At 67.3% G+C, this 23,645-nt stretch carries 22 protein-coding genes and 1 pseudogene; 11 read left to right on the top strand and 12 right to left on the bottom strand.

Annotated elements, in window-relative coordinates; all coding sequences use genetic code 11:
• From AC30PD_RS21700 to AC30PD_RS21650, 11 genes are all read left to right on the top strand, one after another.
• On the top strand, positions 1-524 hold a 524-nt coding region (locus tag AC30PD_RS21700; RefSeq protein WP_489537779.1), incomplete at its 5' end, for a P-loop NTPase family protein.
• Positions 524-1,228 (top strand): magnesium protoporphyrin IX methyltransferase, encoded by a 705-nt coding sequence (gene bchM / locus AC30PD_RS21695; RefSeq protein WP_489537778.1) that lies wholly within the window; start codon positions 524-526, stop codon positions 1,226-1,228. The genes AC30PD_RS21700 and bchM, both read left to right, overlap by 1 nt.
• Positions 1,225-2,688 (top strand): BCD family MFS transporter, encoded by a 1,464-nt coding sequence (locus AC30PD_RS21690; protein WP_489537777.1) that lies wholly within the window; start codon positions 1,225-1,227, stop codon positions 2,686-2,688. Before bchM ends, AC30PD_RS21690 begins: the two co-directional genes overlap by 4 nt.
• A gap of 48 nt (positions 2,689-2,736) precedes the next feature.
• Positions 2,737-3,504 (top strand): photosynthetic reaction center subunit H, encoded by a 768-nt coding sequence (gene puhA / locus AC30PD_RS21685; protein WP_489537776.1) that lies wholly within the window; start codon positions 2,737-2,739, stop codon positions 3,502-3,504.
• On the top strand, positions 3,501-4,181 hold the full coding sequence (gene puhB, locus AC30PD_RS21680) for a photosynthetic complex putative assembly protein PuhB (protein WP_489537775.1): 681 nt from the start codon (positions 3,501-3,503) through the stop codon (positions 4,179-4,181). The genes puhA and puhB overlap by 4 nt, the downstream gene beginning before the upstream one ends.
• A 3-nt stretch (positions 4,182-4,184) precedes the next feature.
• Positions 4,185-4,640, top strand: coding sequence for a photosynthetic complex assembly protein PuhC (gene puhC / locus AC30PD_RS21675; protein WP_489537774.1), 456 nt, complete (start codon positions 4,185-4,187; stop codon positions 4,638-4,640).
• Positions 4,641-4,669: 29 nt separating this feature from the next.
• Positions 4,670-5,743: a magnesium-protoporphyrin IX monomethyl ester (oxidative) cyclase gene (gene acsF / locus AC30PD_RS21670; protein WP_489537773.1), complete on the top strand. Its 1,074-nt coding sequence runs from the start codon at positions 4,670-4,672 to the stop codon at positions 5,741-5,743.
• A gap of 26 nt (positions 5,744-5,769) precedes the next feature.
• Positions 5,770-6,564, top strand: coding sequence for a putative photosynthetic complex assembly protein PuhE (puhE, locus tag AC30PD_RS21665; protein WP_489537772.1), 795 nt, complete (start codon positions 5,770-5,772; stop codon positions 6,562-6,564).
• A 93-nt stretch (positions 6,565-6,657) separates the two neighbouring features.
• Complete coding sequence (gene ppsR, locus AC30PD_RS21660) at positions 6,658-8,085, top strand: transcriptional regulator PpsR (RefSeq protein ID WP_489537771.1); 1,428 nt, start codon at positions 6,658-6,660, stop codon at positions 8,083-8,085.
• Positions 8,085-10,277, top strand: coding sequence for a GAF domain-containing protein (locus AC30PD_RS21655; RefSeq protein ID WP_489537770.1), 2,193 nt, complete (start codon positions 8,085-8,087; stop codon positions 10,275-10,277). The genes ppsR and AC30PD_RS21655 overlap by 1 nt, the downstream gene beginning before the upstream one ends.
• 7 nt (positions 10,278-10,284) lie before the next feature.
• Entirely contained in the window at positions 10,285-11,052 is a 768-nt protein-coding gene (locus tag AC30PD_RS21650) for an SDR family NAD(P)-dependent oxidoreductase (protein ID WP_489537769.1), read from the top strand.
• Positions 11,053-11,063: 11 nt separating this feature from the next.
• On the opposite strand, the gene AC30PD_RS21645 is transcribed toward AC30PD_RS21650, so the two are convergent.
• The 12 genes and pseudogenes from AC30PD_RS21645 to AC30PD_RS21590 form a co-directional block, all read right to left on the bottom strand.
• Positions 11,064-11,441, bottom strand: coding sequence for a VOC family protein (locus tag AC30PD_RS21645; RefSeq protein WP_489537768.1), 378 nt, complete (start codon positions 11,439-11,441; stop codon positions 11,064-11,066).
• A gap of 16 nt (positions 11,442-11,457) precedes the next feature.
• Positions 11,458-12,918 carry an SRPBCC family protein gene (locus AC30PD_RS21640; RefSeq protein ID WP_489537767.1) on the bottom strand — a complete coding sequence of 487 codons (1,461 nt, stop codon included), beginning with the start codon at positions 12,916-12,918 and terminating at the stop codon, positions 11,458-11,460.
• 16 nt (positions 12,919-12,934) lie between these two features.
• Positions 12,935-13,375: an SRPBCC family protein gene (locus AC30PD_RS21635; protein ID WP_489537766.1), complete on the bottom strand. Its 441-nt coding sequence runs from the start codon at positions 13,373-13,375 to the stop codon at positions 12,935-12,937.
• A 3-nt stretch (positions 13,376-13,378) separates the two neighbouring features.
• The gene (locus AC30PD_RS21630; RefSeq protein WP_489537765.1) at positions 13,379-15,073 is read right to left on the bottom strand and encodes a flotillin family protein; all 1,695 of its coding nucleotides are present in this window, start codon (positions 15,071-15,073) and stop codon (positions 13,379-13,381) included.
• A 12-nt stretch (positions 15,074-15,085) separates the two neighbouring features.
• Positions 15,086-15,916 carry a phosphoenolpyruvate hydrolase family protein gene (locus AC30PD_RS21625; RefSeq protein ID WP_489537764.1) on the bottom strand — a complete coding sequence of 277 codons (831 nt, stop codon included), beginning with the start codon at positions 15,914-15,916 and terminating at the stop codon, positions 15,086-15,088.
• A gap of 28 nt (positions 15,917-15,944) precedes the next feature.
• Positions 15,945-17,189: a Tm-1-like ATP-binding domain-containing protein gene (locus AC30PD_RS21620; RefSeq protein WP_489537780.1), complete on the bottom strand. Its 1,245-nt coding sequence runs from the start codon at positions 17,187-17,189 to the stop codon at positions 15,945-15,947.
• Between the two features lie 486 nt (positions 17,190-17,675).
• A pseudogene (locus AC30PD_RS21615) lies at positions 17,676-18,170 on the bottom strand (ABC transporter ATP-binding protein); the annotation flags it as partial.
• Positions 18,170-18,967, bottom strand: a complete 798-nt coding sequence (locus tag AC30PD_RS21610; protein WP_489537763.1) for an ABC transporter ATP-binding protein — start codon at positions 18,965-18,967, stop codon at positions 18,170-18,172. The pseudogene AC30PD_RS21615 and the gene AC30PD_RS21610, both read right to left, overlap by 1 nt.
• Before the next feature lie 53 nt (positions 18,968-19,020).
• Positions 19,021-20,268, bottom strand: a complete 1,248-nt coding sequence (locus AC30PD_RS21605) for an ABC transporter substrate-binding protein (protein ID WP_489537762.1) — start codon at positions 20,266-20,268, stop codon at positions 19,021-19,023.
• A 5-nt stretch (positions 20,269-20,273) separates the two neighbouring features.
• Entirely contained in the window at positions 20,274-21,398 is a 1,125-nt protein-coding gene (locus AC30PD_RS21600; RefSeq protein WP_489537761.1) for a branched-chain amino acid ABC transporter permease, read from the bottom strand.
• Between the two features lie 23 nt (positions 21,399-21,421).
• Complete coding sequence (locus AC30PD_RS21595) at positions 21,422-22,363, bottom strand: branched-chain amino acid ABC transporter permease (RefSeq protein WP_489537760.1); 942 nt, start codon at positions 22,361-22,363, stop codon at positions 21,422-21,424.
• A complete protein-coding gene (locus AC30PD_RS21590; RefSeq protein ID WP_489537759.1) occupies positions 22,360-23,643 on the bottom strand; it encodes a metal-dependent hydrolase family protein in 1,284 nt (427 codons plus the stop codon). The genes AC30PD_RS21595 and AC30PD_RS21590 overlap by 4 nt, the downstream gene beginning before the upstream one ends.
• Between the last annotated feature and the right edge of the window lie 2 nt (positions 23,644-23,645).

Here is a 23,645-nt window from a genome sequence, read left to right as displayed (position 1 = left end):
CCGGCTGCGGTGGTTACGTGGTCGGCCAGACCGTGAAGCTGCTGAAGGAACACCATTTGCTCGAAGACACCGACGTGGTGATCTTCGACGTGCTCGGTGACGTGGTCTGCGGCGGGTTTGCCGCCCCCTTGCAGCACGCCGACCGCGCCTTGATCGTGACCGCCAACGACTTCGATTCGATCTTCGCGATGAACCGCATCGTGCAGGCGATCGGCGCGAAGGCGAAGAACTACAACGTGCGGCTCGGCGGCGTGATCGCCAACCGCAGCGCCGCCACCGACCAGATCGACAAGTACAACGACAAGATCGGCTTGAAGCTGGCGGCGCACTTCCCCGACCTCGACGTGATCCGCCGCAGCCGGCTGAAGAAGTCGACGCTGTTCGAGATGGAGTACTCGCCCGAACTCGAACTGGTGCAAAAGGAATACATGCGGCTCGCCGCGTCGCTGTGGCTCGGCACCGAGCCGCTCAACGCGGTGCCGATGAAGGACCGCGACATCTTCGACCTGCTGGGTTTCGACTGATGAACAACGCCACCTATCAAGAACGGCGCGGCCAGATCGAAACGTATTTCGATCGCACCGCGGTGCAGGCCTGGGCGCGGCTCACCTCCGACGCGCCGGTCGGCCGGGTGCGTGCGAGCGTGCGCGCCGGGCGTGACCGCATGCGCTCGACACTGCTGTCGTGGTTGCCCGACGACCTGCACGGCCAGCGCCTGCTCGACGCCGGCTGTGGCACAGGCGCATTGGCCGTCGAAGCCGCGCAGCGCGGTGCCGAGGTGCTGGCGATCGACCTGTCACCCACGCTCGTGAACCTCGCCCGAGAACGCCAGCCGATGTTCGCCAGCGGGGGTTCGATCGACTTTCGCTCCGGCGACATGCTCGACCCGGCGCTGGGCGAGTTCGACTACGTGGTCGGCATGGACTCGGTCATTCACTACGAAGCCGGTGACGCCGTGAGTGTGATCGCCGGTCTGGCGCAGCGCACCCGCCGCGCGATGTTGTTCACCTACGTGCCGAGCAACCCGGCGCTGGAAGTGTTTCGCGCGGTCGGCAAGTTGTTCCCCCGTGGCGACCGTTCACCATCGGTCGTTCCGGTGTCGGGTGCTTCCTTGCACCGGCGCATCGGCGAAGACTCGCAATTGCAGAGCTGGGCCTGCGCACGCACGGAGCGCATTTCCAGCGGCTTCTACACCTCGCAGGCGCTCGAGCTGGTGAAGACAAGATGAACCCCGCCAAGACCGTCATCCGCCTGAACTCGACGCTGGCCAGCCAGTGGTCGAAGGTCGCCACGAGCTTCCTGCCCTTCGCCGATGTGGCCACGAAAGAGTTGCCGCTCGGCCGCCTGCTGCGCCTGTCGCTGTTCCAGGTGTCGGTCGGCATGGCGCTGGTGCTGCTCAACGGCACGCTGAACCGCGTGATGATCGTCGAGCTTGGCGTGCCGGCGTGGCTGGTCTCGCTGATGGTGGCCTTGCCCCTCGTATTCGCGCCGCTGCGCGCGCTCGTCGGCTTCCGTTCCGACAACCACCGCTCGGCCCTCGGCTGGAAGCGTGTGCCCTACATCTGGATGGGCACGCTGCTGCAGTTCGGAGGCTTGGCGATCATGCCGTTCGCGTTGATCGTGCTCTCGGGTGACAGCCACGGCCACCCGATCTACGGCCAGATCGGCGCGGCGCTCGCCTTCCTGCTCGTCGGCGCCGGGCTGCACACGACGCAGACCGCCGGCCTCGCCCTCGCCACCGACATCGCACCGCCAGAGGCACGCCCGCGTGTCGTGGCCTTGCTGTACGTGATGCTGATGGTCGGCATGGTGATCAGCGCGCTCGGTTTCGGCGCACTGCTTGCCGACTTCAAGCAGGTGAAGCTGATCCAGGTGATCCAGGGAGCGGCGCTGCTCACGATGGTGCTGAACCTGATCGCGCTGTGGAAGCAGGAAGCGCGCAACCCCGATCGCAGCGTTGTCGCCGGCCGGCGCCCGGCGCGGCCTTCCTTCGTCGCCTCTTGGCGCAAATTCACGAGCGGCGGCCAGGCGAGCCGGCTGCTGGTGGCCGTGGGCCTGGGCACCGCAGCGTTCAGCATGCAAGACATCCTGCTCGAACCGTATGGCGGCCAGATCATGCACATGGCGGTCGGTGCCACGACCACGCTGACCGCGATGACGGCGGCCGGTGCGCTCGCCGCTTTTGTGCTCGCGTCGCGCTGGCTGCACCACGGTGGCGACGTCTACCGGCTCGCCGCGATCGGGTTGCTCGCCGGTGTGGTCGCATTCGTCTGCGTGATCTTCGCCGACCCGCTGCAATCGGCCCTGATGTTCCGCCTCGGTGCGGCCTTGATCGGTTTTGGTGGCGGGCTGTATTCGGTCGCCACGCTCACGGCTGCGATGAACCTCGAAACCCACGGCCAGAGTGGCCTGGCACTTGGCGCCTGGGGCGCGGTGCAGGCCTCGGCCGCCGGCATCGCGATCGCGATGGGCGGCGGGCTGCGCGACTTCGTCTCCAGCCTGGCCACGCAGGGTGTGCTCGGGCCGGCGCTGGCCAGCCCGTCGGTCGGCTACAGCTTCGTGTATCACCTCGAAATCGCTTTGTTGTTCGCGACGCTGATCGCGATCGGCCCGCTCGTCAAGGCGGCTCGCCACGAGCCGAACGCACCCACCGCAGGGCGACTCGGCCTGGCCGAACTCCCCGGCTGAACCCTCATTTCACGCAGCCACACAAGGCATCACTCCAAAGGAGACCCCATGGGAACCGGAGCCATCACGCAGTACATCGACGTGGCCCAGATCGCGCTCTACGCTTTCTGGATCTTCTTCGCCGGCCTGATCTACTACCTTCACCAGGAAGACAAGCGAGAGGGCTACCCGCTCGAGTCCGACCGATCGGGCGGCCGCGTCAAGGTGCAGGGCTGGCCGCCGATCCCCAAGCCCAAGACCTTCAAGCTCGCCGACGGGCGGGTGGTGATGGCCCCGAACTTCCGCACCTCGAGCCAGCCGCTCGGCGGTGCACCGGCCTCGAACCATCTCGGTTCGCCGCTCGAACCGAAGGGCGACCCGATGCTGGCGGCGGTTGGCCCGGGCTCATATGCCGACCGCGCCGATGTGGCCGACACCACCGTCGAGGGCGGCCTGCGCATCGTTCCCTTGCGCGCTGCGAACGACTTCGAGGTGTCGAGCCACGACCCCGACCCGCGTGGTCTGCCGGTCGTCGGCGCCGACGGCCGGGTCGGCGGCACGGTGCGTGACCTGTGGGTCGACCGTTCCGAAGTGCTGTTCCGTTACCTCGAGGTCGAGGTGCAGGGCGGCAACCGTCGCGTGCTGCTGCCGATCAACTTCTCGCGCATCGGCGACCGGCAGGTGCAGGTGCGTTCGATCCTCGCGAGCCAGTTCGCCAACGTGCCGGTCACGCGCAACCCCGATGCGGTCACGCTGCTCGAAGAAGACAAGATCATGGCCTACTACGGCGGCGGCACGCTCTACGCCACGCCCGACCGGCAGGAGCCGCTGCTGTGATTCCGCACGACCAGGCCCCCGAACACGAGTTCGAGGCCGAGCATGGCCTGCCCGAGCCGCTGCCTCGCGGCGAACGCCTCTTGTGGCAGGGCGCGCCCGACTGGCGCGTGCTGGCACGCGATGCGATGCACCTGCGTTCGCTGTCGATCTACTTTGCGCTGATGCTGGCCTTGCGCGCCGCCAACGTGCTGTCAAACGGCGGCAGCGCGCTCGACGCTGCGGTGGCCGCGCTGTGGTTGCTGCCGCTGGTCGGCGTCGCCCTCGCCCTGCTGCTGCTCATGGCCTGGTTGATCAGCCGCACCAGTGTCTACACGCTGACCGACAAGCGGGTGGTGATGCGCGTCGGTGTGGTGCTCAGCATCACGTTCAACCTGCCCTATTCGCAGGTCGAATCGGCCGGCTTGCGCACGCGCGCCGACGGCACTGGTGACGTGACGCTGCTGCTGAACAACACCGACCACATTGCCTACGTTCACCTGTGGCCGCACGCGCGGCCATGGCATGTGCGGCGCACACAACCCATGCTGCGTGCACTGCCCGACGCGCGCCTGGTCGCGTCGGTGCTCTCGACGGCACTGGCCGATTCGGCCGGCCTCGCACCCACGGCCCTGCCCACGTTCCAGGCGCCGGGGCGCCCCGCCGCGGTGGGCCAGGGCCAACAACCACTGACCGCTTGAACCATGAGCAGCACCACGCCGAGTTCCGGGTTTCCACGTGCGCCCTTGTTCGCCGTGGGCGGCTTGATCGTTGCCACCGTGATCGGTGTGGCGGCGGTGCGTTTCACCGGCGTCGGCGTGGTTCAGGTGCCTGACACGGCCGCGGTGTCGGTGCGTGAGTTCCGATTCGAAGACCGCCCCGACGGCAGCATCGTCGTGCTCGACGCCAGCGGCCAGCGCCTGATCGACACCGTGGCGCCCGGCACCAACGGCTTTCTTCGCGGCACGATGCGCGGCCTCGCGCGCGAACGCAAACGCCAGGGTGTGGGCCCGGAATTGCCGTTCCGGATGATCGGCCGCGCCGACGGCAAGCTCACGCTCGAAGACCCGGGCACCGGCCGGCGTGTCGACCTCGGCTCGTTCGGCCCCATCAACGCGTCGGTGTTCGCCAGCATCATGGCCAGCAGCACCGCTCAGTGACCCGCAAAGACACCGCAGGACAACACACCATGACCACGCTGGCCCACGACCCCACCGACCGTTCGATCAACGAAGCGACCAGCACCGCGTTGAAAGACACGGCGCTCACACCGCGCTTCTACACGACCGACTTCGAGGCCATGGACCGGATCGACGTCGAATCGATCCGCCCGCAGTGGGAAGTGTTGATGAACGAATTCCGCGCAGACACCAACACCGACCACTTCCAGCGCCCGGCCGACATGATGGCCAACTATTCCGGCATGCCACCCGCGCTGTACAAGGAGTTCAGCGACTTTCTGATCAGCTCGATCACCTCTGAATTCTCGGGCTGCGTGCTCTATGCCGAGATCAGGAAACGTGTGAACAACCCCGACATGAAAGAGCTGTTCGGCTTCATGGCCCGCGACGAATCGCGCCACGCCGGCTTCATCAACCAGTGGCTGAAAGACTTCGGCATCGGCGTCGACCTGGGTTTTCTCGCCAAGGCGAAGAAGTACACCTATTTCCGCCCCAAGTTCATCTTCTACGCGACCTACCTGTCCGAGAAGATCGGCTACGCGCGTTACATCGCGATCTTCCGCCAGGTCGAGAAGCACCCCGAGCTGTGTTTCCACCCGATCTTCAAGTGGTTCGAGCTCTGGTGCAACGATGAATTCCGCCACGGCGAGGCGTTCGCGCTGCTGCTGCGCGCCAACCCGAAGCTGCTGAGCGGCGTCAACAAGCTGTGGATCCGCTTCTTCGTGCTGGCCGTGTTCGCCACGATGTACGTGCGTGACCATCAGCGCCCCGAGATGCACAAGGCCATGGGCCTGGACGCGACCGAATACGACTTCAACGTCTTCCGCATCACCACCGAAATCACCAAGCAGGTGTTCCCGCTGACGCTGAACCTTGACGACCCGCGCTTCCTGGCCGGGCTGGAAAGGCTGCGCCGGATCTCGGTGGCCACAGAAACCGCCAAGGAGCGTGGTGGCGTGCTGGCCGCGGTGCAGCGCGCAGGCCTCACGGTCGCAGCGGCCTTCACCTTCGTGCGCTTGTTCTGCCTGCCCGCCAAGCCGAACGTGTTGCCGCAGAACGCACGCATGGCGCCGACCTGGTAGGCCCGCGCAACCTTGCCTGGCCGGCCATGTCGCTGTACCTGCAGCCGATCGCCTACACACTGTTCGTGTGGTGGTTCAGCACGGGCGTGATCCTGTACCTGAACGGCCTGCCACGCTGGACCCACCGCTGGACGATGCTGGGTGCGACCGTGTTGCTCGGTCTGGCTTTGGTCGGCCTGGCCGCCACGCGCAACGACACCCGCGTCACCGGCGCCTACCTGGCCTTCACCTGCACGGTGCTGGTCTGGGCCTGGCAGGAGCTGGCTTTCCTGCTTGGCTACGTGACAGGCCCGCGGCGCATTGCCTGCCCGCCGGAATCGACCGGCTGGCGCCGCGCCGGCTACGCGCTGCAGACGCTGCTGCACCACGAACTCGCCCTCATCGTGCTCGGCCTCGCCGTGGTGGCCGCCACCTGGAACGGCGCCAACCCGACCGGCCTGGGCTGCTTCGTCGTGTTCTGGGTGATGCGCCAGAGCGCCAAGCTCAACGTGTTTCTCGGCGTGCGCAACCTGAGCGAGAGCTTTTTGCCGGCCCACCTGAAGTATCTGCAAAGCTACTTCAGGCGCGCCTCGATGAACGCGCTGTTCCCGGTCTCGGTGGCGGTGTCGACCTGGCTCGCGGTGCTGATGTGGCAAGGCGCCACCACCGAGGGCATCAGCGCCTTCGATGCCACGGCGCTCACCTTCGTGGGCACGCTGCTCAGCCTGGCGATCCTTGAACACTGGTTCATGGTGCTGCCGCTGCCATTCGAGGCCTTGTGGCGTTGGGGTCTGCGTTCACGCGCGGCCGGTGAAGCGAGCGGTCTGGGCACCAAGGCCTGACCTCCGCATTTACCCATGGCGCTTCACGCGCTGCCGCATAGAATTCCGGATGTTGGTCAAGCGCCTGCGTGACCCTTATCCCATTCGAAGGCCATGGCATCCAAGCCCGAAGTGAGCCCCCCGGTGAGCCGAAACGCCGCCGACATGCCCGACCTGGGCGCGCTGTCGGCGTGGGCGCCCGAGCTGGCCAAGACTTTCGTTTCGCTCGCCAGCGACATCGCCCTCGTGATCGACGGCAGCGGCGTGATCCGCAACGTGGCGCAGGGCCAAGCCGAGCCGATCGCTCCCGGCGCGCAGCAATGGGTCGGCCGCGCCTGGGTCGACACCGTCAGCGGTGACACCCGCCCGAAGATCGAGAACCTGCTGAAAGAAGTGGCGGCCACCGGCATCGCCCGCCGCCGCGAAGTCAACCACCCGCTGACACCCGGCATCAGCATCCCGGTGGCCTACACCGCCATTCGGCTCGGTACCGACGGGCCGGTGCTCGCGGTCGGCCGCGACCTGCGAGCCATCGCCGCGATCCAGCAACGGTTCATCGACAACCAGCAAGACATGGAACGAGGCTACTGGCAGGCCCGCCAGGCCGAGTCGCGCTACCGCCTGCTGTTCCAGGTGGCGACCGACGCGGTGATGGTGGTCGATGCACAAACGCTGCAGATCGTCGAAGCCAACCACGCCGCGGCGCTGTTGTTCGACATCGGCAGCGAGCTGTTGCCCGGCCGCCTGGCGACTTTCGGTTTCGAGCACCACTCGCGCGGTGCGGTCAACGCACTGCTCACGGCGGCTCGCAGCAACGGGCAGAGCGGCGAGATCCGTGCGCGGCTGCTCGGCACCATCACGGCCACCAGCGTGGCGGCCACGCCGTTCCGCGCCGACGACACGATGCGCTTGCTGGTGCGGGTGCGCAACGTCGACGGCGCAGCCTCGTCGACCGAGCTCAACACCACGCTGGCCCGGCTGGTCGACGATGCACGTGACGGCGTCGTCGTCACCGATTCCAGCGGACGAATCCTGGTGGCCAACCCGGCGTTCCTGGCGCTCGTGAACCTGGCCCACGAAACCGAAGCCAAGGGCCAGATGCTGATGGACTGGCTCGGCCTGGCCGATCGGCCGCTGACCTCGCTCGTGCCGCAGGTGCGGCGCGACGGCATCGCACGGCGCATCGAGTCGTGGGTCAAGCCGGCGCGTTCGCCGGCGGCGCGGGTCGAGATCTCGGCAGCGCTGCTGACCGAAGGTGATCAGGAATGCATCGGCTTCACGATCCACCGCGTGGCCGGCGACACGCCGCGCCAGAGCGAGCTCGCCGACGCCTTGCACGCCGGGCTCGAGCAGATCGCGCTGAAGCTCGGTGCGATGCCCTTGCCCGAGATGCTGCGCCAGGCCAGCGCGCTGGCCGAGCGCCAATTCATGCAGGCCGCGCTGCGGCGGGCGGGCGGTGACCTGACTGCCGCCGCCGGGCTGCTCGGCGTCAGCCGCGCGAGCCTGGTGCGCCGCCAGCGCAACGACAAGGACCCTGCATAGTGCAAGGCAGCCCTGCATTCGGTCAGGCCGACCTGACCAATTGCGAGCGTGAACTGATCCATCTGGCGGGCTCGGTTCAGCCGCACGGCGTGCTGCTGGCGTTGCGCGAGCCGGGCCTGCGCATCGTTCAGCTCAGCGCCAACGTGGCCACGCTGCTGGGCGTGCCGGCCGAAAGCCTGCTCAACCAGCCCCTCGGCGAGCTGGGTGGCGACATCGAAGCGCAGGTGCGCGGCGCCGCCGCCAGCATCCGCGGCGATGCGCTGTCATTGCTGCGTTGCCAGGTGCCCGTGGGCAGCCGGTCGTGCGAATTCGAAGGCACGCTGCACCGGGTGGCCGGCAACGTGTTGCTGGTCGAGATCGAACCCGTGGGCAGCGCCACCGCCCCGGGCGTGCGAACCGTCGACATCGCGAGCGATGTGCTGGTCGACGCCCTCGGTGCTGCAGTTCAGCGCTTCAGCGCGGCGTCGGCCATCGGCACGCTGGCCGACGCCGTGGTGCGCAGCTTCCGCGACCTGATGAGCTACGACCGGGTCATGGTCTACAAGTTCGACCCCGACGGCCACGGCAAGATCATTGCCGAAGCACGCGACCCGCGCCTCGAATCGCTGCTCGGACACCACTACCCGGCCTCCGACATCCCGCAGCGTGCGCGCGAGCTCTACCTGCGGAACCGCTTGCGTGTGCTGGTCGATGTGCACTACGAGCCGGCGCCGCTCGTGCCACGCCAGTTGCCTGGCACGGGCGAAGAGCTCGACATGTCGATGTGCCATTTGCGCAGCATGTCGCCGCTGCACCTGCAGTACCTGAAGAACATGGGCGTCACCGCCACGCTGGTGGTGTCGCTGGTGCGCGAAGGCAAGCTCTGGGGCCTGATCGCCTGCCACCACTACTCGGCACTCAACCTGCGCTTCGCGGTGCGCGCCGCCGCCGACCTGCTCGCCGAAGTGGCTTCCACGCGCATCGCCGCGATCGAAAACTACGCGCATGCGCAGGTCGCGATCCAGGTTCGCCGGCTCGAGCAGCGTCTGGTCGAGGCCACCTCGACCGAAGGCGACTGGCGTCTCGCGCTGTTCCGCAACCCGCGCACCGTGCTGCAGCCGCTCGAAGCCACCGGCGCAGCGCTCTTTTACGAGGGTGAATTGCTGACCGCCGGCGAAGCGCCCTCCACCGCCGAACTGCGCGCGCTCATGCAATGGATCGACGGCCAGAAGTTCGACGGCCTGTTCAGCTGCTCTTCGGTCTCGCGTGCCAACGTGGCACTCGACTCGCTCACGCCCACCGCCAGCGGCGTGCTCGCCGTGAAGCTGTCGGGCACCAAGCCCGACTACCTGATGTGGTTCCGCAAGGAACAGCTGCTCACGGTCACCTGGGCCGGCGACCCGACCAAGCCGGTCGTCAACAACAACCCGCTCGAGCTCTCGCCACGCCGTTCCTTCGCCGCGTGGTCAGAGATCGTGCGCGGCACGGCGCTGGCCTGGACGGCCAGCGAAACCGCGCTGGCGCGGGCTTTCGGCGCCTCGCTGATCGACATCATCGTGCAGATCAACGCAGTACGGCTGCTGATCGCCGAGCACCAGATCGCGCAGATCCGCGCCACGGTCGGAAGCTCGAACGAGCCGGTCGTGGTGGCCGACGCCCGCGGGCGCGCGCTGTTCGCCAACCAGGCTTTTTTCGGCCTGCTGAAACAACCGGCGCTGCCCGCTGCAGCGCTCCAAGAACTCTCCACGCTCTTCAGCGACCCGGTGCTGGTGGGCAAGATCCTCGGTTCGCTGGCACAAGAGCGGCGGCCGTGGCGTGGCGAACTGGCGCTGGCGCTCGAGGCCGGCAAGACCCTGCCGGTGGCGGTGCGTGCCGAGGTGGTGCCGGCGCGTGACGGGTCGGTGCTCGGCTTCTTCCTGATCTTCACCGACCTCACCGACAGCCAGCGCGCGGCCGAAGCGCGGCGGCACCTCGAACAGTCTCTCTCCGAGGCCGTGGCCGGCGCGGCCGTGCGCGACGGAGCGCGTGCTGCGAGCACCGCCGAGCGTGGTGACCTGATGGGCGCGATCCTCGCCAACGCGAGCCTCGCGGCGATGGACATCGCCGATGGCAGCAGCACCTCGTCGGTCGCGCCGTTGCTCGAAGAACTCGAAACCTCGACCAAACGGGCGACGGCGCTGTACGGGCAGATTCGCCTGTTCGGCGGCGCCTGAATCGCCGATGACGGTCGACACGTCTGCTCCATCGCGCGTCGCCGTGGTGACCGGTGGGGCGAAAGGCATCGGCTGGGCCACGGTGCAGGCGCTGGCGAAGACCGGCGTCACACCCGTGCTGTTCGACCGCGACGAGCCGGCGCTCGCGGCAGCGCGTGCGCGCCTGAGCGCGCAAGGCGTCGACCATCTCGCGGTGGCGATCGACATCACCGATGAAAGCGCGGTCGACGCCGCCTTCGACAGCGTCACGGCACGCTACCGTCACATCGACATCCTCGTGAACAACGCCGGCATCGCCCTGCGCCACCCGACACTGAAGATGTCGACGGCCGACTGGCAAGCGGTGGTCGACGTGAACCTCACGGCGGTCTTTCTGTGCTGCCGCGCGGCTGGCCGTTCGATGGTGCCGGCCCGGCGTGGCGCGATCGTCAACGTGTCGTCGATCATGGGTCTGTCGGGCGGTGGTCTCTACCCGAACTTGTCATACCAATCGACCAAGGGCGCGGTCGTCAACATGACGCGCGCGCTGGCGGTCGAATGGGCCGAGCACGGCATCCGCGTCAACGCAGTCGCGCCGACCTGGGTGCGCACCGAGCTGACGCAGGGGCTGTTCGGCAACCCCGAGCTCATGGACCGCATCCTCGACATGACACCGATGCGCTGCCTGGCCGAACCCGCCGACATTGCCGACGCGATCGTTTTCCTGGCCTCTGACCAGGCACGCATGATCACCGGGCACACCCTGCCGGTCGACGGCGGGTTTCTCGCGCAATAACTTCGCAGCCGTTAGAGCGTCTCCGACGCGTCGAAGTCGAGCTCGACCTTGGCGCCGTTCGGGTCGAAGCAGAACAGCTGCCACGTTCCGGCGCCCGCCTGCTGCCGAAGGTCGTACTTGATGCCGCTGGCGTCGAAGCGCGCTTTCACGGCGCGCAGGTCGTGCGCAGTGAAGGCCATGTGGTCGATGACGCCGGCGCGCTGCTTCGGCATCGGCCGGTCGAAGTACATGTGCAAGACCGCCTGCGGCCCGCCGGCGTACAACCACGCGCCCGGGAAGCCGAGATCGGGCCGGTGCCCGACCGTGAGGCCGAGCAGGCCGACGTAGAAATCGAGCGTCTGGCGTTCGTCTTCCGCGATCACGGTGAAGTGGTTCATGCCGACGATCATCGGAATCTCCGGTGGTTCAAGCGGTGAGGATCAACGCACCGATGCTGGCGCGCGATTCGAGGCGGGCGTGGGCCTGCGCAGCGGCGTCGAGTGCAAAACGTTCGATCGGTGGCGCCTTGATCGTGCCGTCGGCGAGCGCGTTCCACACACGCTGTGCCCGTTCCGCGAGTTGCCCGCGTTCGGCCACGTAGTCGAACACGACCGGGCGCGAGAAGCTGAGCGACTTGGCCACCAGGGCATCGGGCGGCAGCGGCGCCAGCGCGCCGCTGGCCTGGCCCAGGCTGATCCAGTGGCCGCGGCGGGCGAGCGCTTTCAGGTTCTCGTCGCGCGCGGCGTCACCCAGCCCGTCGATCACCACGTCGGCGCCGCCACACGCGCGCTGCACCGCGTCGCCGAAGGTGTAGTCGCGCGTCACGATCACCTGTTCGCAGCCGTGCTCGCGTGCGACCCGCGCCTTGGCTTCGCTCGACACGGTGCCGAGCACGACCGCACCGAGGCGCTTCGCCCAAGCGCACACGAGCAGGCCCACGCCACCGGCCGCGGCGTGCACCAGCAGCCTTGTGCCGGGGCCGACATGGCCGAGGTCGCGCAGCAGAAAGTCGGCCGTCAGGCCTTTCAGCAGCAAGGCCGCAGCGGTTTCGCTCTCGACCGCCGCGGGCAATCGAACGACCCAGTCGGCTGGCACATTGCGCACGCCGCAGTAGGCACCCGGCACCGGGCCGAGGTAGGCCACGCGGTCACCCGGCAGCAGGCCGTTCACGTTCGGCCCGGTGTCGAGCACGCTGCCGGCCGCTTCCATGCCGGGTGTTCCGGGCAGCGGCAGCATCTGAGGGATCCAGCCGCGGCGCAGGTACACGTCGAAGAAGTTGACGCCGATCGCGCGCTGGCGGATGCGCACTTCACCGTCGCCCGGTGCCGGTACCTCGGCGTTTTCGGCCTGCATTGCTTCGGCTTCGCCATAACGGTGCAAGACGACGCGGCGGGTGGGCACCGGCAAGGCCAGTGGCATCGCGGGGGCGCCTTCTGCGCGCAGGTCGCCACCCTGCCGCAGATGCCGGCGCAGGTTCTCGAAGCCGGTCTCGTAGACGCCCTTGGCGACCATGTCGTGCAGTTCGCGTTCCATGCCGGGCGGCGTGGCGAAGGTCGACTCCCAGTGCCAGAACGTGCGCTGGCCATCGGTCACGGGCTTGAGCGTCACGGCGGCCACGTAGCGCTGCAGCGGCACCGTCGCTTCGACGATGCAGTAAGTGCTTTTGTACTCGGTGTCCGAGAGCGTCAGCAATTGTTCGCGGATGCGGTTGCCGTCGCGCAGCGTGAAGTTGCGAACACAGCCGACCTGGTCACTGCGTTCCCCGCCTTCGATGCGACTGGCCTCGACCGCGTCGTGCCACTGGTCGTGGCTGTTGAAGTCGCGCAGCACCGCCCATACCCGCTCGATGGGCGCGTCGATGATGGTCGAGCGCACGACGCGCTGCATGCTCAGCCCCGCCGCCTCAACGTGCGCCGAAATGACGCTTGAGCGCGTCGAATCCGCCCTGGAACACACCACCGCCGATCGACTCGCTCAGCTCGCGTTCGCGCCCCGGGGCGCATTCGAACTCGGCGCTCCACTCGGCGAAGCAGCGTGCGCCATCGGTCACCGGCGTGAGCTTGAGCGTGGCGATGTAGTGCTCCACGCCCATCGGGCTTTCGAGAATCTCGTAGCTGCAGCTGTAGTCGTAGTCTGAAAGCGCCAGCAGCTTTTCGCGGATCATGCCGCCGTCGCGCAGATGAAAGTGACGCACGCAGCCGACGCGGTCGGCCGGCTGGTTGTTCTCGATCCGGCTGTCGGCAATGGCCGGGTGCCACAACGGCAGGCCGTTGAAGTCGCGGATGCGCGACCACACGCTGTCGGCACTGGCGTCGATGACGCTCGAGGCGTAGACCTGAACCACGGGCTATTCCTTGTTCGGTGCGGGTGGCAAGGCGGCCTGCGCGCCACTCACGCTGCCGACCAGGCGCTGGATGTCGCCACCCTCGATCCCGATCTCGCGCAGCAACTGGTCGACCAGCGGCGCCTGGGCGCGAAAGCGCAGCGCCGAGTTCACCACGCCATCGGCGAAGTTGCCGCCGCCGTTGTTGTTGCCCTCGCCGCCCCCGCCACCCGAACCACCGAGGCCGTCGACCTGCAGGATCTTGATGCCTTCGATGCGCTCCATCGGCCGCACCGATTCGCGGATGATGCCTTCGGCCCGCTCGACCAGTTTCAGCCGCAACGCCGACATGCGCGCCTCGGGGCTCAGCATGTTGTGCGCGTCGTTCATCAGGCGCAGCGCCTCGGCCTCGATCTCGGCGCGCACGCGCATCGCCATCGACTTGATCTTGTCGGCATCGGCATCAGCCTCGGCCTGGGCGCGGATCGCCGCGCCGCGGTCGGTGCTCGCGGTCTTCTCGGCCTGCGCGGCCGAGGTGAGGCGCAACGCGTCGCGCTCGGCCACCTGCGCAGCAGCGATCAGGTCGATCGCCTTCTTGCGCTCGGCCATCTCGACCTCGCGCGCGGTGAACACCTTCTCTTCGGCCGAGATCGCCAGCGCCCGCGCCGTTTCCGCTTCGGCATGCGCTTCACTTTGCGCCTTGCTCTCTTTGGCGATGGCGATCGCGCGTTGCTGCTCGGCCAGTTCGAGCGACAGGCGACGTTCGATCTCGGCGCCCTGGATCGCCCGTTCCTTGCCGATGCGCTCTTGCTCGAGCGTCTGCTCCGAGCGGATGCGCGCCGTGTCGATCGTCTGCTTCGCGGTGATCTGCGCGCTCTCGGCCGACTGCTCACGCTGGGCGCGTTCGGTCGTCACCTCGGCGCGCTGGCGGGCGCGTGCGATCTCGACCTCACGCTGCTGGTTGAGCCGTGCGTATTCGCCTTCGCGGTCGATGTCGAGCGAGAGCTTTTCGGCTTCGAGGTTCTTGTTGCGGATGGCGATCAACGTGTCCTGCTCCACGTCGTTGCGCTGCTTCTTGCGGTGTTCGATCTGCTCGGTCAGGCGCGTCAGGCCTTCGGCGTCGAAAGCGTTGCTCGGGTTGAAATACTCCATGCCGGTCTGGTCGAGCTGCGTCAGCGACGCGGCTTCGAGTTCCAGGCCGTTCTTGGTCAGGTCTTCGGCCACGGTCTCGCGGACCCGCTTCACGTAGGCGCCGCGCTTCTCGTGCAGCTCTTCCATCGTCATCTCGGCCGCGGCGGTGCGCAACGCGTCGACGAACTTGCCTTCGACGAGTTCTTTCAGCTGGTCGGGCTCCATCGTGCGCAGGCCCAGGGTCTGCGCGGCGTTCGCCACCGAGTCGGGCTTGGCGGCGACACGCACGTAGAACTCGGCGATCACGTCGACGCGCATGCGGTCTTTCGTGATCAGCGCCTTGTCGCGGCCGCGGCTCACCTCCAAGCGCAGCGTGTTCATGTTGACGGGGATCACGTCGTGCACGATCGGCAGCACGAAAGCGCCACCGTCGAGCACGACCTTCTGCCCGCCGAGGCCGGTGCGCACGAAAGCACGCTCTTTCGAGCTGCGCAGGTAGAGCCAGTGCATCAGCCACACGACCAGCGCGACGACGATCGCAACGACGATCAGGCCGAGGATGAAACTGCCGAATTGAGAGCCTGACATGAAAGTCTCCTGTTACCGCTTGATCTGGGTGAAGCGCCGCGTGGTGTCGGTGAGCGCGGTCTCGACGGGCAAACGCTCCATCGAACTCGCGCCGTAGAAACCGTGGCATGCGGGGCAACGCGCCAGCACGTGCTGCGCGTCTTCGGGGGTGGCGATCGGGCCGCCGTGGCACAACACGATCACCTCGGGGTTGACGGCCTTTGCCGCCGCCGCCCAGGCGTTGATGCGTTCCACGCAGCCGGCGAGCGTGAGCGCGGTTTCGGCACCGATGGCACCGCCCGTGGTCAGGCCGAGGTGGCAGACGATCATGTCGGCGCCGGCGCCGGCCATCGCCCGTGCATCGGCTTCGCAGAACACATAGGGCGTGGTCAGCAGGTCGAGCGCCCTCGCCCGTTCGATCAGTTCGACTTCGAGCCCGTAGCCCATGCCCGTTTCTTCGAGGTTCGCCCTGAAGGTGCCATCGATCAGGCCCACGGTCGGAAAGTTCTGCACACCCGAAAAGCCGAGGTCGATCACACGCTTCAGGAACTGCTCGGGGATCATGAATGGGTCGGTGCCGTTCACGCCGGCGAGCACCGGTGTGTGCTTCACGACCGGCAGCACCTCGAGCGCCATCTCGCAGACGATCTCGTTGGCGTTGCCGTAGGCCAGCAAGCCCGCCAGCGAACCCCGGCCGGCCATGCGATAGCGCCCCGAGTTGTAGATCACGATCAGGTCGATGCCGCCGGCCTCTTCGCACTTGGCCGACAGGCCGGTGCCTGCGCCGCCACCGATGATCGGCCGGCCGGCGGCGATCTTGGCGCGAAAGCGTTCGAGCAGCGTGGAGCGTGGGATGCGTGCCATGGTGTTTGTTGAAAGTCTCGTGCGCTGTTCAGGCGCGCCGCGCGCTGCTGGTCGGGCGCGACACCTCGTGCCAGGCCGCGACCAGCGCGTCGGCGAAGGCCTCGTCGTTGATGTGCAGGGGCAGGCGCCGCAGCTGGCGGTTCATGCCGCTGCGAAAGTGCTGTTCGATGGTGGTGAACAGCACGCGGTCGGCCTCGGGGTCGTGGAAAGGCTGGCCGGGTCTGTCGATCGCCGAGACTCCGCCCTCGGGGATCAGGAAGCGCACCGGCCCGATCATCGCGTTGAGTTTTGCGGCGATGAATTCGCCCATCGCGCGGTTCTCGTCGATGGTCGTGCGCATCAGCGTCACGGTCGGGTTGTGGCGGTAGAGCTTGCGGGCCTTGAAGCGCTCGGGCACCGCTTCCCAGGCGCCAAAGTTGGCCATGTCGAGCGCGCCGCACGAGCCCACGTAGGGCAAGGCATGGCGCCCGAACACGTCCATGCGCGTCGGCCCGGCGGAGAGCGTGCCGCCGGCAACCTCGTCGGCGATCTCGGTCGTTGACACGTCGATCACGCCGGCCAGCAGCCCCGAGTCGGCGAGTTTTTCCATCGACTGGCCGCCCACGCCGGTGGCGTGGAAAACCAGGCAGTCGTAGTCGGCCTCGAGGCGCTTGGTCACGGCCTGCACGCAGGGTGTGGTGACGCCGAACATCGTCAAGCCCAGCGCGGGTTTGGTGGTGTCGGACTCGACGGGCGGGTGCGCGATCATGCCGGCCAGTGCATGGGCCGCATTGGCGAGCACCTTCTCGCTGATGCGGTTGATGCCTTGCACGTCGGTGACCGAATACATCATGCAGATGTCGCTCGGGCCCACGTAAGGCCGGGTGTCGCCGCTGGCCATGGTCGAGACCATCACCTTGGGGCAACCGATCGGCAAGGCACGCATGCCCTGGCCAGCCATCGAGGTGCCGCCCGAGCCACCAGCCGAGATGATGCCGCCGAGGTCACGCCGAGTCTTCACGAAGCCCTCGAAGGCGAGCGCCATCGCCGCGGTGGCCTGGCCGCGGTCGTTGCTGAAGACGGCCGATTCGCCTTGCGGGTGAAAGCGCGCCACTTCGCGTGGGTGCACGCTGGCGGGCGATGGTTTGCCCGAGGTCGACAGGTCAACCGTGACCACGCGCAAGCCCAGGCGCTCGAGGCACTGGCGCAGGAAGAACAGTTCGCGGCCCTTGGTGTCGAAGGTGCCGGCCACGTAGGCGGCACGCGCACTGCTGGCCGCGACGGGAAACTCAATGACGGCGGAGGGCGCCACCAGCCGGGCTGGTGCTGCCGGTTCGGCGACGGGCGCCGCGCGCAGGATGTCGGCGGCCGGCGCGGCCGTGCCGCCGGCGTTCCAGCGCGTGAAGCCGCGCACGCTGCCGGGCGCCAGGTCGTCGATCGACGGCGCGCCTTCGGCGTGGGCACGGCGCACCGTCATCACCTGCATTGGGGTGCTCGCCTCTGGCGCAGCTTGTTCTGCCTCGGGCTCGTCGTCGTGGCCGCCCGAGCGCACCCCCAGCAAGCGCTCCTGCAATTCGCGGTCGCCGGCCAGCTGCGCCGTCGGCATCTGTTGCGCGATGCGGCCGTTGACCATCACGCCGATGCGGTCGGCCACGCTCATCGCGACGCCGAGATTCTGTTCGATCAGCAGCACCGCAATGTGGCCTTCGGCGGCGAGCTCGCGCAAGGCCTGCGCCACCTGCTCGACGATCACCGGGGCCAGGCCTTCGGTGGGCTCGTCCATCACCAGCAGTTTGGGCTCGAGCAGCAGCGCCCGGCCGATCGCGAGCATCTGTTGCTCGCCCCCCGAGAGCTGTGCGCCGCCGTTGCTTCGGCGCTCGGCCAGGCGCGGGAACATCTTGTAGACACGGTCGACCTCGCGCTTGTGGCGTGCCACCAGGCGCAAAGTTTCATCGACCGAGAGCGACGGCCACACGCGCCGGCCTTGCGGCACGTAGGCGATGCCGCGTTTCGTGATCTCGTTCGGCGCCCGGCCGAGGATCTCTTCGCCCTGCAGCTTGACGCTGCCAGCCGCCGGCACCAGGCCGGTGATGGCATTGCACAGAGTGGTCTTGCCCATGCCGTTGCGCCCGACGATGCCGAGCACCCCCTCGGCCAGCGACAGGCTGACCGACTGCAGCGCGTGCGCGCGGCCGTAGTAGACGTCGAGGCCTTCCACGACGAGCACCGGCTCGCGCTTGTTCGCGTCTTCACGACCACGCCCGAACCAGGCCATCAGTGTTTGCTCCCCATGTAGATCGCCTGCACCTGCGCATCGTTCTCGATCTCGGCAGGGCTGCCGGTGCGCAGCACGCGGCCGTTGTGCATCACGGTCACGCGCTCGACGACGCGTAGCGCGATGTCGAGGTCGTGCTCGATCAGCACGAAGCTCATGTGCGCGGGCAGCGAGGTGAGCAAGGTGACGAGCTCGCGGCGCTCGGCCGGCGACAGGCCGGCGGCGGGTTCGTCGAACAGGATCAGCCGCGGAGCGCCGGCCAGCGCCATGCCGATCTCGAGCTGGCGCTGCTGGCCGTGCGCCAGGTCGGCCACGCGCGTGTCGGCGATGTGGGCGAGGCGCGCGCGATCGAGCAGGTCGTTGGTCGCCTGTGAAGAAGCATGGCCGGCGCTGGCGCGAAGAAAACTGAATCGCCCGTTTGCGACACCACGCACCGCGAGGAACAGGTTCTCCCGCACGGTGAGCTCACGGAACAGCAGCGAAGACTGGTAAGTGCGCCGCAGCCCCTTGCGGATGCGCTCGTGCGGCGGCAACTCGGTGATGTCTTCGCCGAAAAAATGGATCCGCCCGGACGTGGGCGGAAAGTCGCCGGTGATGGCGTTGAAGAGCGTCGTCTTGCCGGCTCCGTTGGAGCCAAGGATCGCGTACCTCTGGCCTGCGGCGATATTCAAGCTCACGTCGTCGACTGCACGCAGCGCGCCGAAGGCCCGCGTCACGCCGCTCAGGGTCAAGGCATCTCCGGACAACAGCTGCCCGCTGGCACCGGCGCTGGCGCCGGTGCCGGGTCCGCTGCGCATGAGCGCCGGCCTGAGCGAAGTGATTGAAGCCATCGCCGCGTTGCGCTTCTTGCTTACTTGCGGCAGTCGGGCACGTCGCGCGTGCCCAGCCCCATCTTCTTGAAATCGGCTTCCGGCAGCCCCAGGGTCTGCGAGATGTTCGGCACCGCCTTCACGACCTTGTTGTAGAACGACCCGTCGGCCGCCTTGGCCACCTCGGTGATGTAGGTGGTCCCGACACCGTTGCGGTTGGCGTCGATCTTCACATCACCGGCAGGGCCCTTGAAGTTGGTCTTTTGCAGCGCGTCGCGGTAGGCTTTCTGGCCGCCCGACAAGTCGCCCTTCACGACATCGAGCGCGTCGAGCGTCGCCTTGGTGTTGATGTAGTAGAGGTAGGCGAACAGCGAAGGGCTCGGGAAACCGTCTTTGAACTGCGCCTTGTAGTCGGCGACGAACTTCTTCCATTCCGGCGTGTCGATCGAGTCGGCCATGGGCCCCGCCGAGGCCGTGCCGAGCAGCGACTCGCGGCGCTTGCCCTTGTAGTTGAGCACGGTCTGATCGACCGTGATCGAACCGCCGATCATCGGCTTGCTGCCGCCGGCCTGCTCGTACTGATTCAGGAAGTTGACCGCGTCCGCACCGCCGAGCACGACCAGCACCGCGTCGATGTCCTTGGGAATCTTGGCGACCACCGAAGCGTAGTCCTTGGTGCCGAGCGGCACCCAGGCCTTGTCGACGACCTTGCCCCCCTTGGCGCAGTAGCTGGCCATGAAACCCTGCACTTGCGAGTACGGAAAGCCGTAGTCCTCGGCCACCAGGAACACCTTCTTGTATCCCTTGCCCAGCGCGTGTTCGCCCAGGCCCACCATCCACTGCGCACCCTCGGTGTTGAAGCGGTAGAAGTTCGCCGCCGGGTCGGCCAGTGTCGTCGCCTGCGCGCCCGACGAGCCGTTGATGAAGGTGACGTCGGGCTTGGTCTTCGCGTAGTTCTTGACGGCGATGCCCTCGTCGCCCGAGAGCGGGCCGATCATGATCTGGACCTTGTCTTGCTCGACCGCCTTGCGTGTCATGGCGACGGCTTTGTCAGGCGTGGCGTCGGACGAGACTTTGACGAACTCGATCTTCTTGCCGCCGGCCATGCCGTTCTTTTCCTTCAGGGCCATGTCGGCGCCGCGATAACCGTCCTGGCCTGGCACCGCGAACGGCCCTTCGAGGTTTGCGAGCACGCCGATCTTGAGCGTGTCCTGTGCCCACGCCGAGCCCACCAGGGCTGCGAGGGCCGCAGCGCCGACCATCGAACGCGCAAAAAGTACTCTCTGCATTGCTTTCACTTCAGTCTCCTTTTTTCGTGGTGAATTGGCCGACCCGAGGCCATGAGCGAACGCAATTTCGCCCAGAGCCCGAGCAAACCGTCGGGGGAACAGAGCACGATGGCGAGAAACACGCCACCGATGACGAGGTTGAAGCGCTCGCGTACGAACAGGTCGATGGCGAAGTTCTGCAACAGCACGTAGATGACCGCGCCGATGAAAGCGCCGATCGGATGCTTCATGCCGCCGAGCACGGCGATGATCAGGATGGAGATCATCGCGCCGAGGTTGGCGGTGCCGGGCGAGATGCGGCCGTTGTACCAGACCATCAGCACCCCGCCGACGGCGGCCAGCAGCCCGGCGACAGCGTAGGCCGCGACGCGGTGCGCAGTGACGTGGTAGCCGAGCGACGCCATCCGCCGCGGGTTGTCGCGGATGCCCTGCAAGGCGACGCCGAACGGCGCACGCACGAGGTGTCTGACGAGCGCGTAGCCGGCCAGCGCGCAGGCCAACGCGACGAAGTAGAACGGCACCGGTTCCTTGAAGTCGATCCCCAGGAGCTCGGGCGCAGCGACCTTGCTGAATCCGCCGAAGCCATTGAAGACGCTGTAGTTCTGCTGCGCGAGGTAGAAGAACGCCACGCCGATCGCCAACGTGATCATGATCGTGTAGATGCCTTCGGTGCGCACCGACAACCAGCCGACCGCAGCCGCCGCCGCGGTCGCACCGACCAGTGCGACACCGACCGCGAGCCACCACGGCCAGTTGAGACTGATCGCGGCGACGCTGCTGCTGCCGAAGATCGCGACCAGGTAACCGGCCAGACCGGCGACGGTCATCTGCGCCAGCGACACCATGCCGCCGTAACCGCCGAGGAAGGTGAGCGAGAGCGCGATCAAGCCGAGGGCAAGCGACTGCGCGCCGATCTGGTAGGTGAAGAACGGGGAGGCGAAAAACGGGTAGAGCAGCACGAATGCGAGCACGATGACATGGCGCCAGCGCAGGTGCCGGAACAGCGCGCCGAGGCGGCTCCACGGGTCACGCGGTTCGACCGTGGTGTGGGAACTGGCCGCGGAGGTCGCGCGTGGCAGTGCGATCGCCGAAGCACCGCGGGCCATTGCAGCGGCCGCCGAAGAATTCATCGCCCGCCGCCACCGCGCGGCGCTCACGTGCTCTTCCCCATCAGCCCGCGCGGCTTGAAGGCGAGCGCCACCACCATGATCACGAACGTGAACACGACGCTGTAGGTGGGCGCGTAGGCCAGGCCGAACTGTTCGGCCAGGCCGATCAGCAGCGCGCCGATCGCGGCACCCACGACGCTGCCCATGCCGCCGACGATCACGACGACCAGGGATGCAAGCAGGTAGCGCGCGTCCTCTCCCGGCGAGATCGAGAGCGCGGTTCCGCCGACCACGCCCGCCAGGCCCGCCAGGCCCGCGCCGATCGCAAACGTCGTCGCGAAGACGAGCTGCACATTGACACCGGAGGCGGCGAGCATGGCGCGGTCGTCGACACCGGCGCGGATCATCATGCCCACGCGCGTCTTCGCGAGAAAGGCCCACAGGCCGGCGCCGATCACGATGGCCGAAACGAGCACCGCGAGGCGGTAGGTCGGGAACTTTTCCACCACCGGCAGCACGGTCGACCCGTAGATCAGCGCCGGCGGCTCGAAGGTGTAGATTTCACCGCCGAAGGCCCACAGCATGAGGTCGGCAAAAACGATCGACAGGCCGATCGTGACCAGCGTCTGGCGCAGGTCCTGGCCTTCCATGAAACGAAAGATGAGGACCTGCATCAGCAGGCCGACGACCGCGGCCGAAGCAAAGCCCGCCACCACCCCGAGCAGCCACGAGCCACTGTTCTCGGCGACGATCCAGCCCACGTAGGCGCCGAGCAAATAGAGCGAACCGTGCGCGAGGTTCACGTTGCGCATCAGCCCGAAAACGAGCGTGAAGCCGCTGGCGACCAGAAAGTACAGCGACGCCAGCGTCAGGCCATTGAGCAAGGTCTTGAAGAACAGCGGCATGTTGTCGGCAATGGCCCAGGCCGAGAACGCCGCGATCGGCACGCCGAAGAGCAGCCAGAGCGCCAGCACCTTGCGGCTCATGCGGCGACGCTCCAGGCGCGTTGGGAAGCGATCGCCGGCGCTTTCGCGAAGGCGCCGTCTTTCATCACCGCGAGAATCCGCTTCGGGTCGCGCAAGATGGCCAGGTTGGCGAGCGGGTCGCCGTCGACGAGCAGCAGGTCGGCAAGAAAGCCGTCTTTCACCACGCCGAGTTCGTTCGGCTGCATCATGATCTGGCCGCCGTAGAGCGTGGTCGACCGGATCGCTTCCATCGGCGTGAAGCCGAGGTACTTGACGAAGAACTCGAGGTCGCGCGCGTTCTGGCAATGCGGGGTGAAGGCGAAGCCGTAGTCGCCGCCGGGCAAGACGCGGATGCCACGCTTGTGCATCTTCGACAGCGATTCGAGCGCGGCGTCCCACTCGATCTGGTAGCCCATCTCGGTGGCCATCTTGTTGGTGATGCCGAAGGCTTCGGCCTCGTGCAGCATCGCGTACAGGATCGCGATGCCGGGGGCGACGAAGACGCGGTCTTTCGCCGCTTCGAGCATGTCGAGCGCTTCGTTGTCGACGAAGCTCGCGTGGTAGATCAGGTCGATGCCGTGGCGCAGCGCCTGCTTCACGCTTTCAGACGAACGTGCGTGCGCGATGCCGCGCTTGCCGCGAATCTTGACCTCGCGCATGGCGGCGGCCACTTCTTCGTCGAGCATCCAGGTGGTCTCGGCCGGCGACTGCGGCGTGAAGTTGTCGCCCGACAGGTTGACCTTGATCGAGTCGACGCCGTACTTCAGGAACAGGCGCACCGCCTTGCGCATCTCGTCGGCGCCCGAAATGTTCACGCCGAAGCTGAACTCGGGGAACGGCAGGTGCGGCAGGGTTTCGTCGCCCAGGCCGCCGAGCACGGTGATCTCCTGGCTCGCGGCGAGGTAACGCGGGCCGGGGATCTGCCCGGAGTTGATGGCGTTGCGGATCACCACGTCGAGCCGCGGCTTGGCGCAGGCCGCGCCGACGCACGAGGTGAAGCCCGCCTGCAGATAACGCTTCGCGACCTTGGCGCACCACAACACATGCTCTTCGAGCGGCATCGACTGGATGGCCGCGAGCGTGGGCGCGTCGTTCCACGAAAAATGGGTGTGGGCTTCGCACATGCCCGGCATCAGCGTGGCGCCGGCGCCGTCGATCACGACCGCGTTGCCGGTGGTGATGGGCGCGGTGCTGCGGCCGACCTGGCGGATGCGGTTGCCCTGCACCAGCACGCTGCCGGTGTAGGGGTTCTGCCCGGTGCCGTCGAGAATGCGAACGTTGGTGAACAGCGTGTCGGCCATGG

Origin of the sequence: Rhizobacter sp. (genome assembly GCF_032229685.1) — a bacterium.
Taxonomy (GTDB): Bacteria; Pseudomonadota; Gammaproteobacteria; order Burkholderiales; family Burkholderiaceae_C; genus LMDS01.
This window is presented reverse-complemented; position numbering and strand designations above follow the sequence as displayed.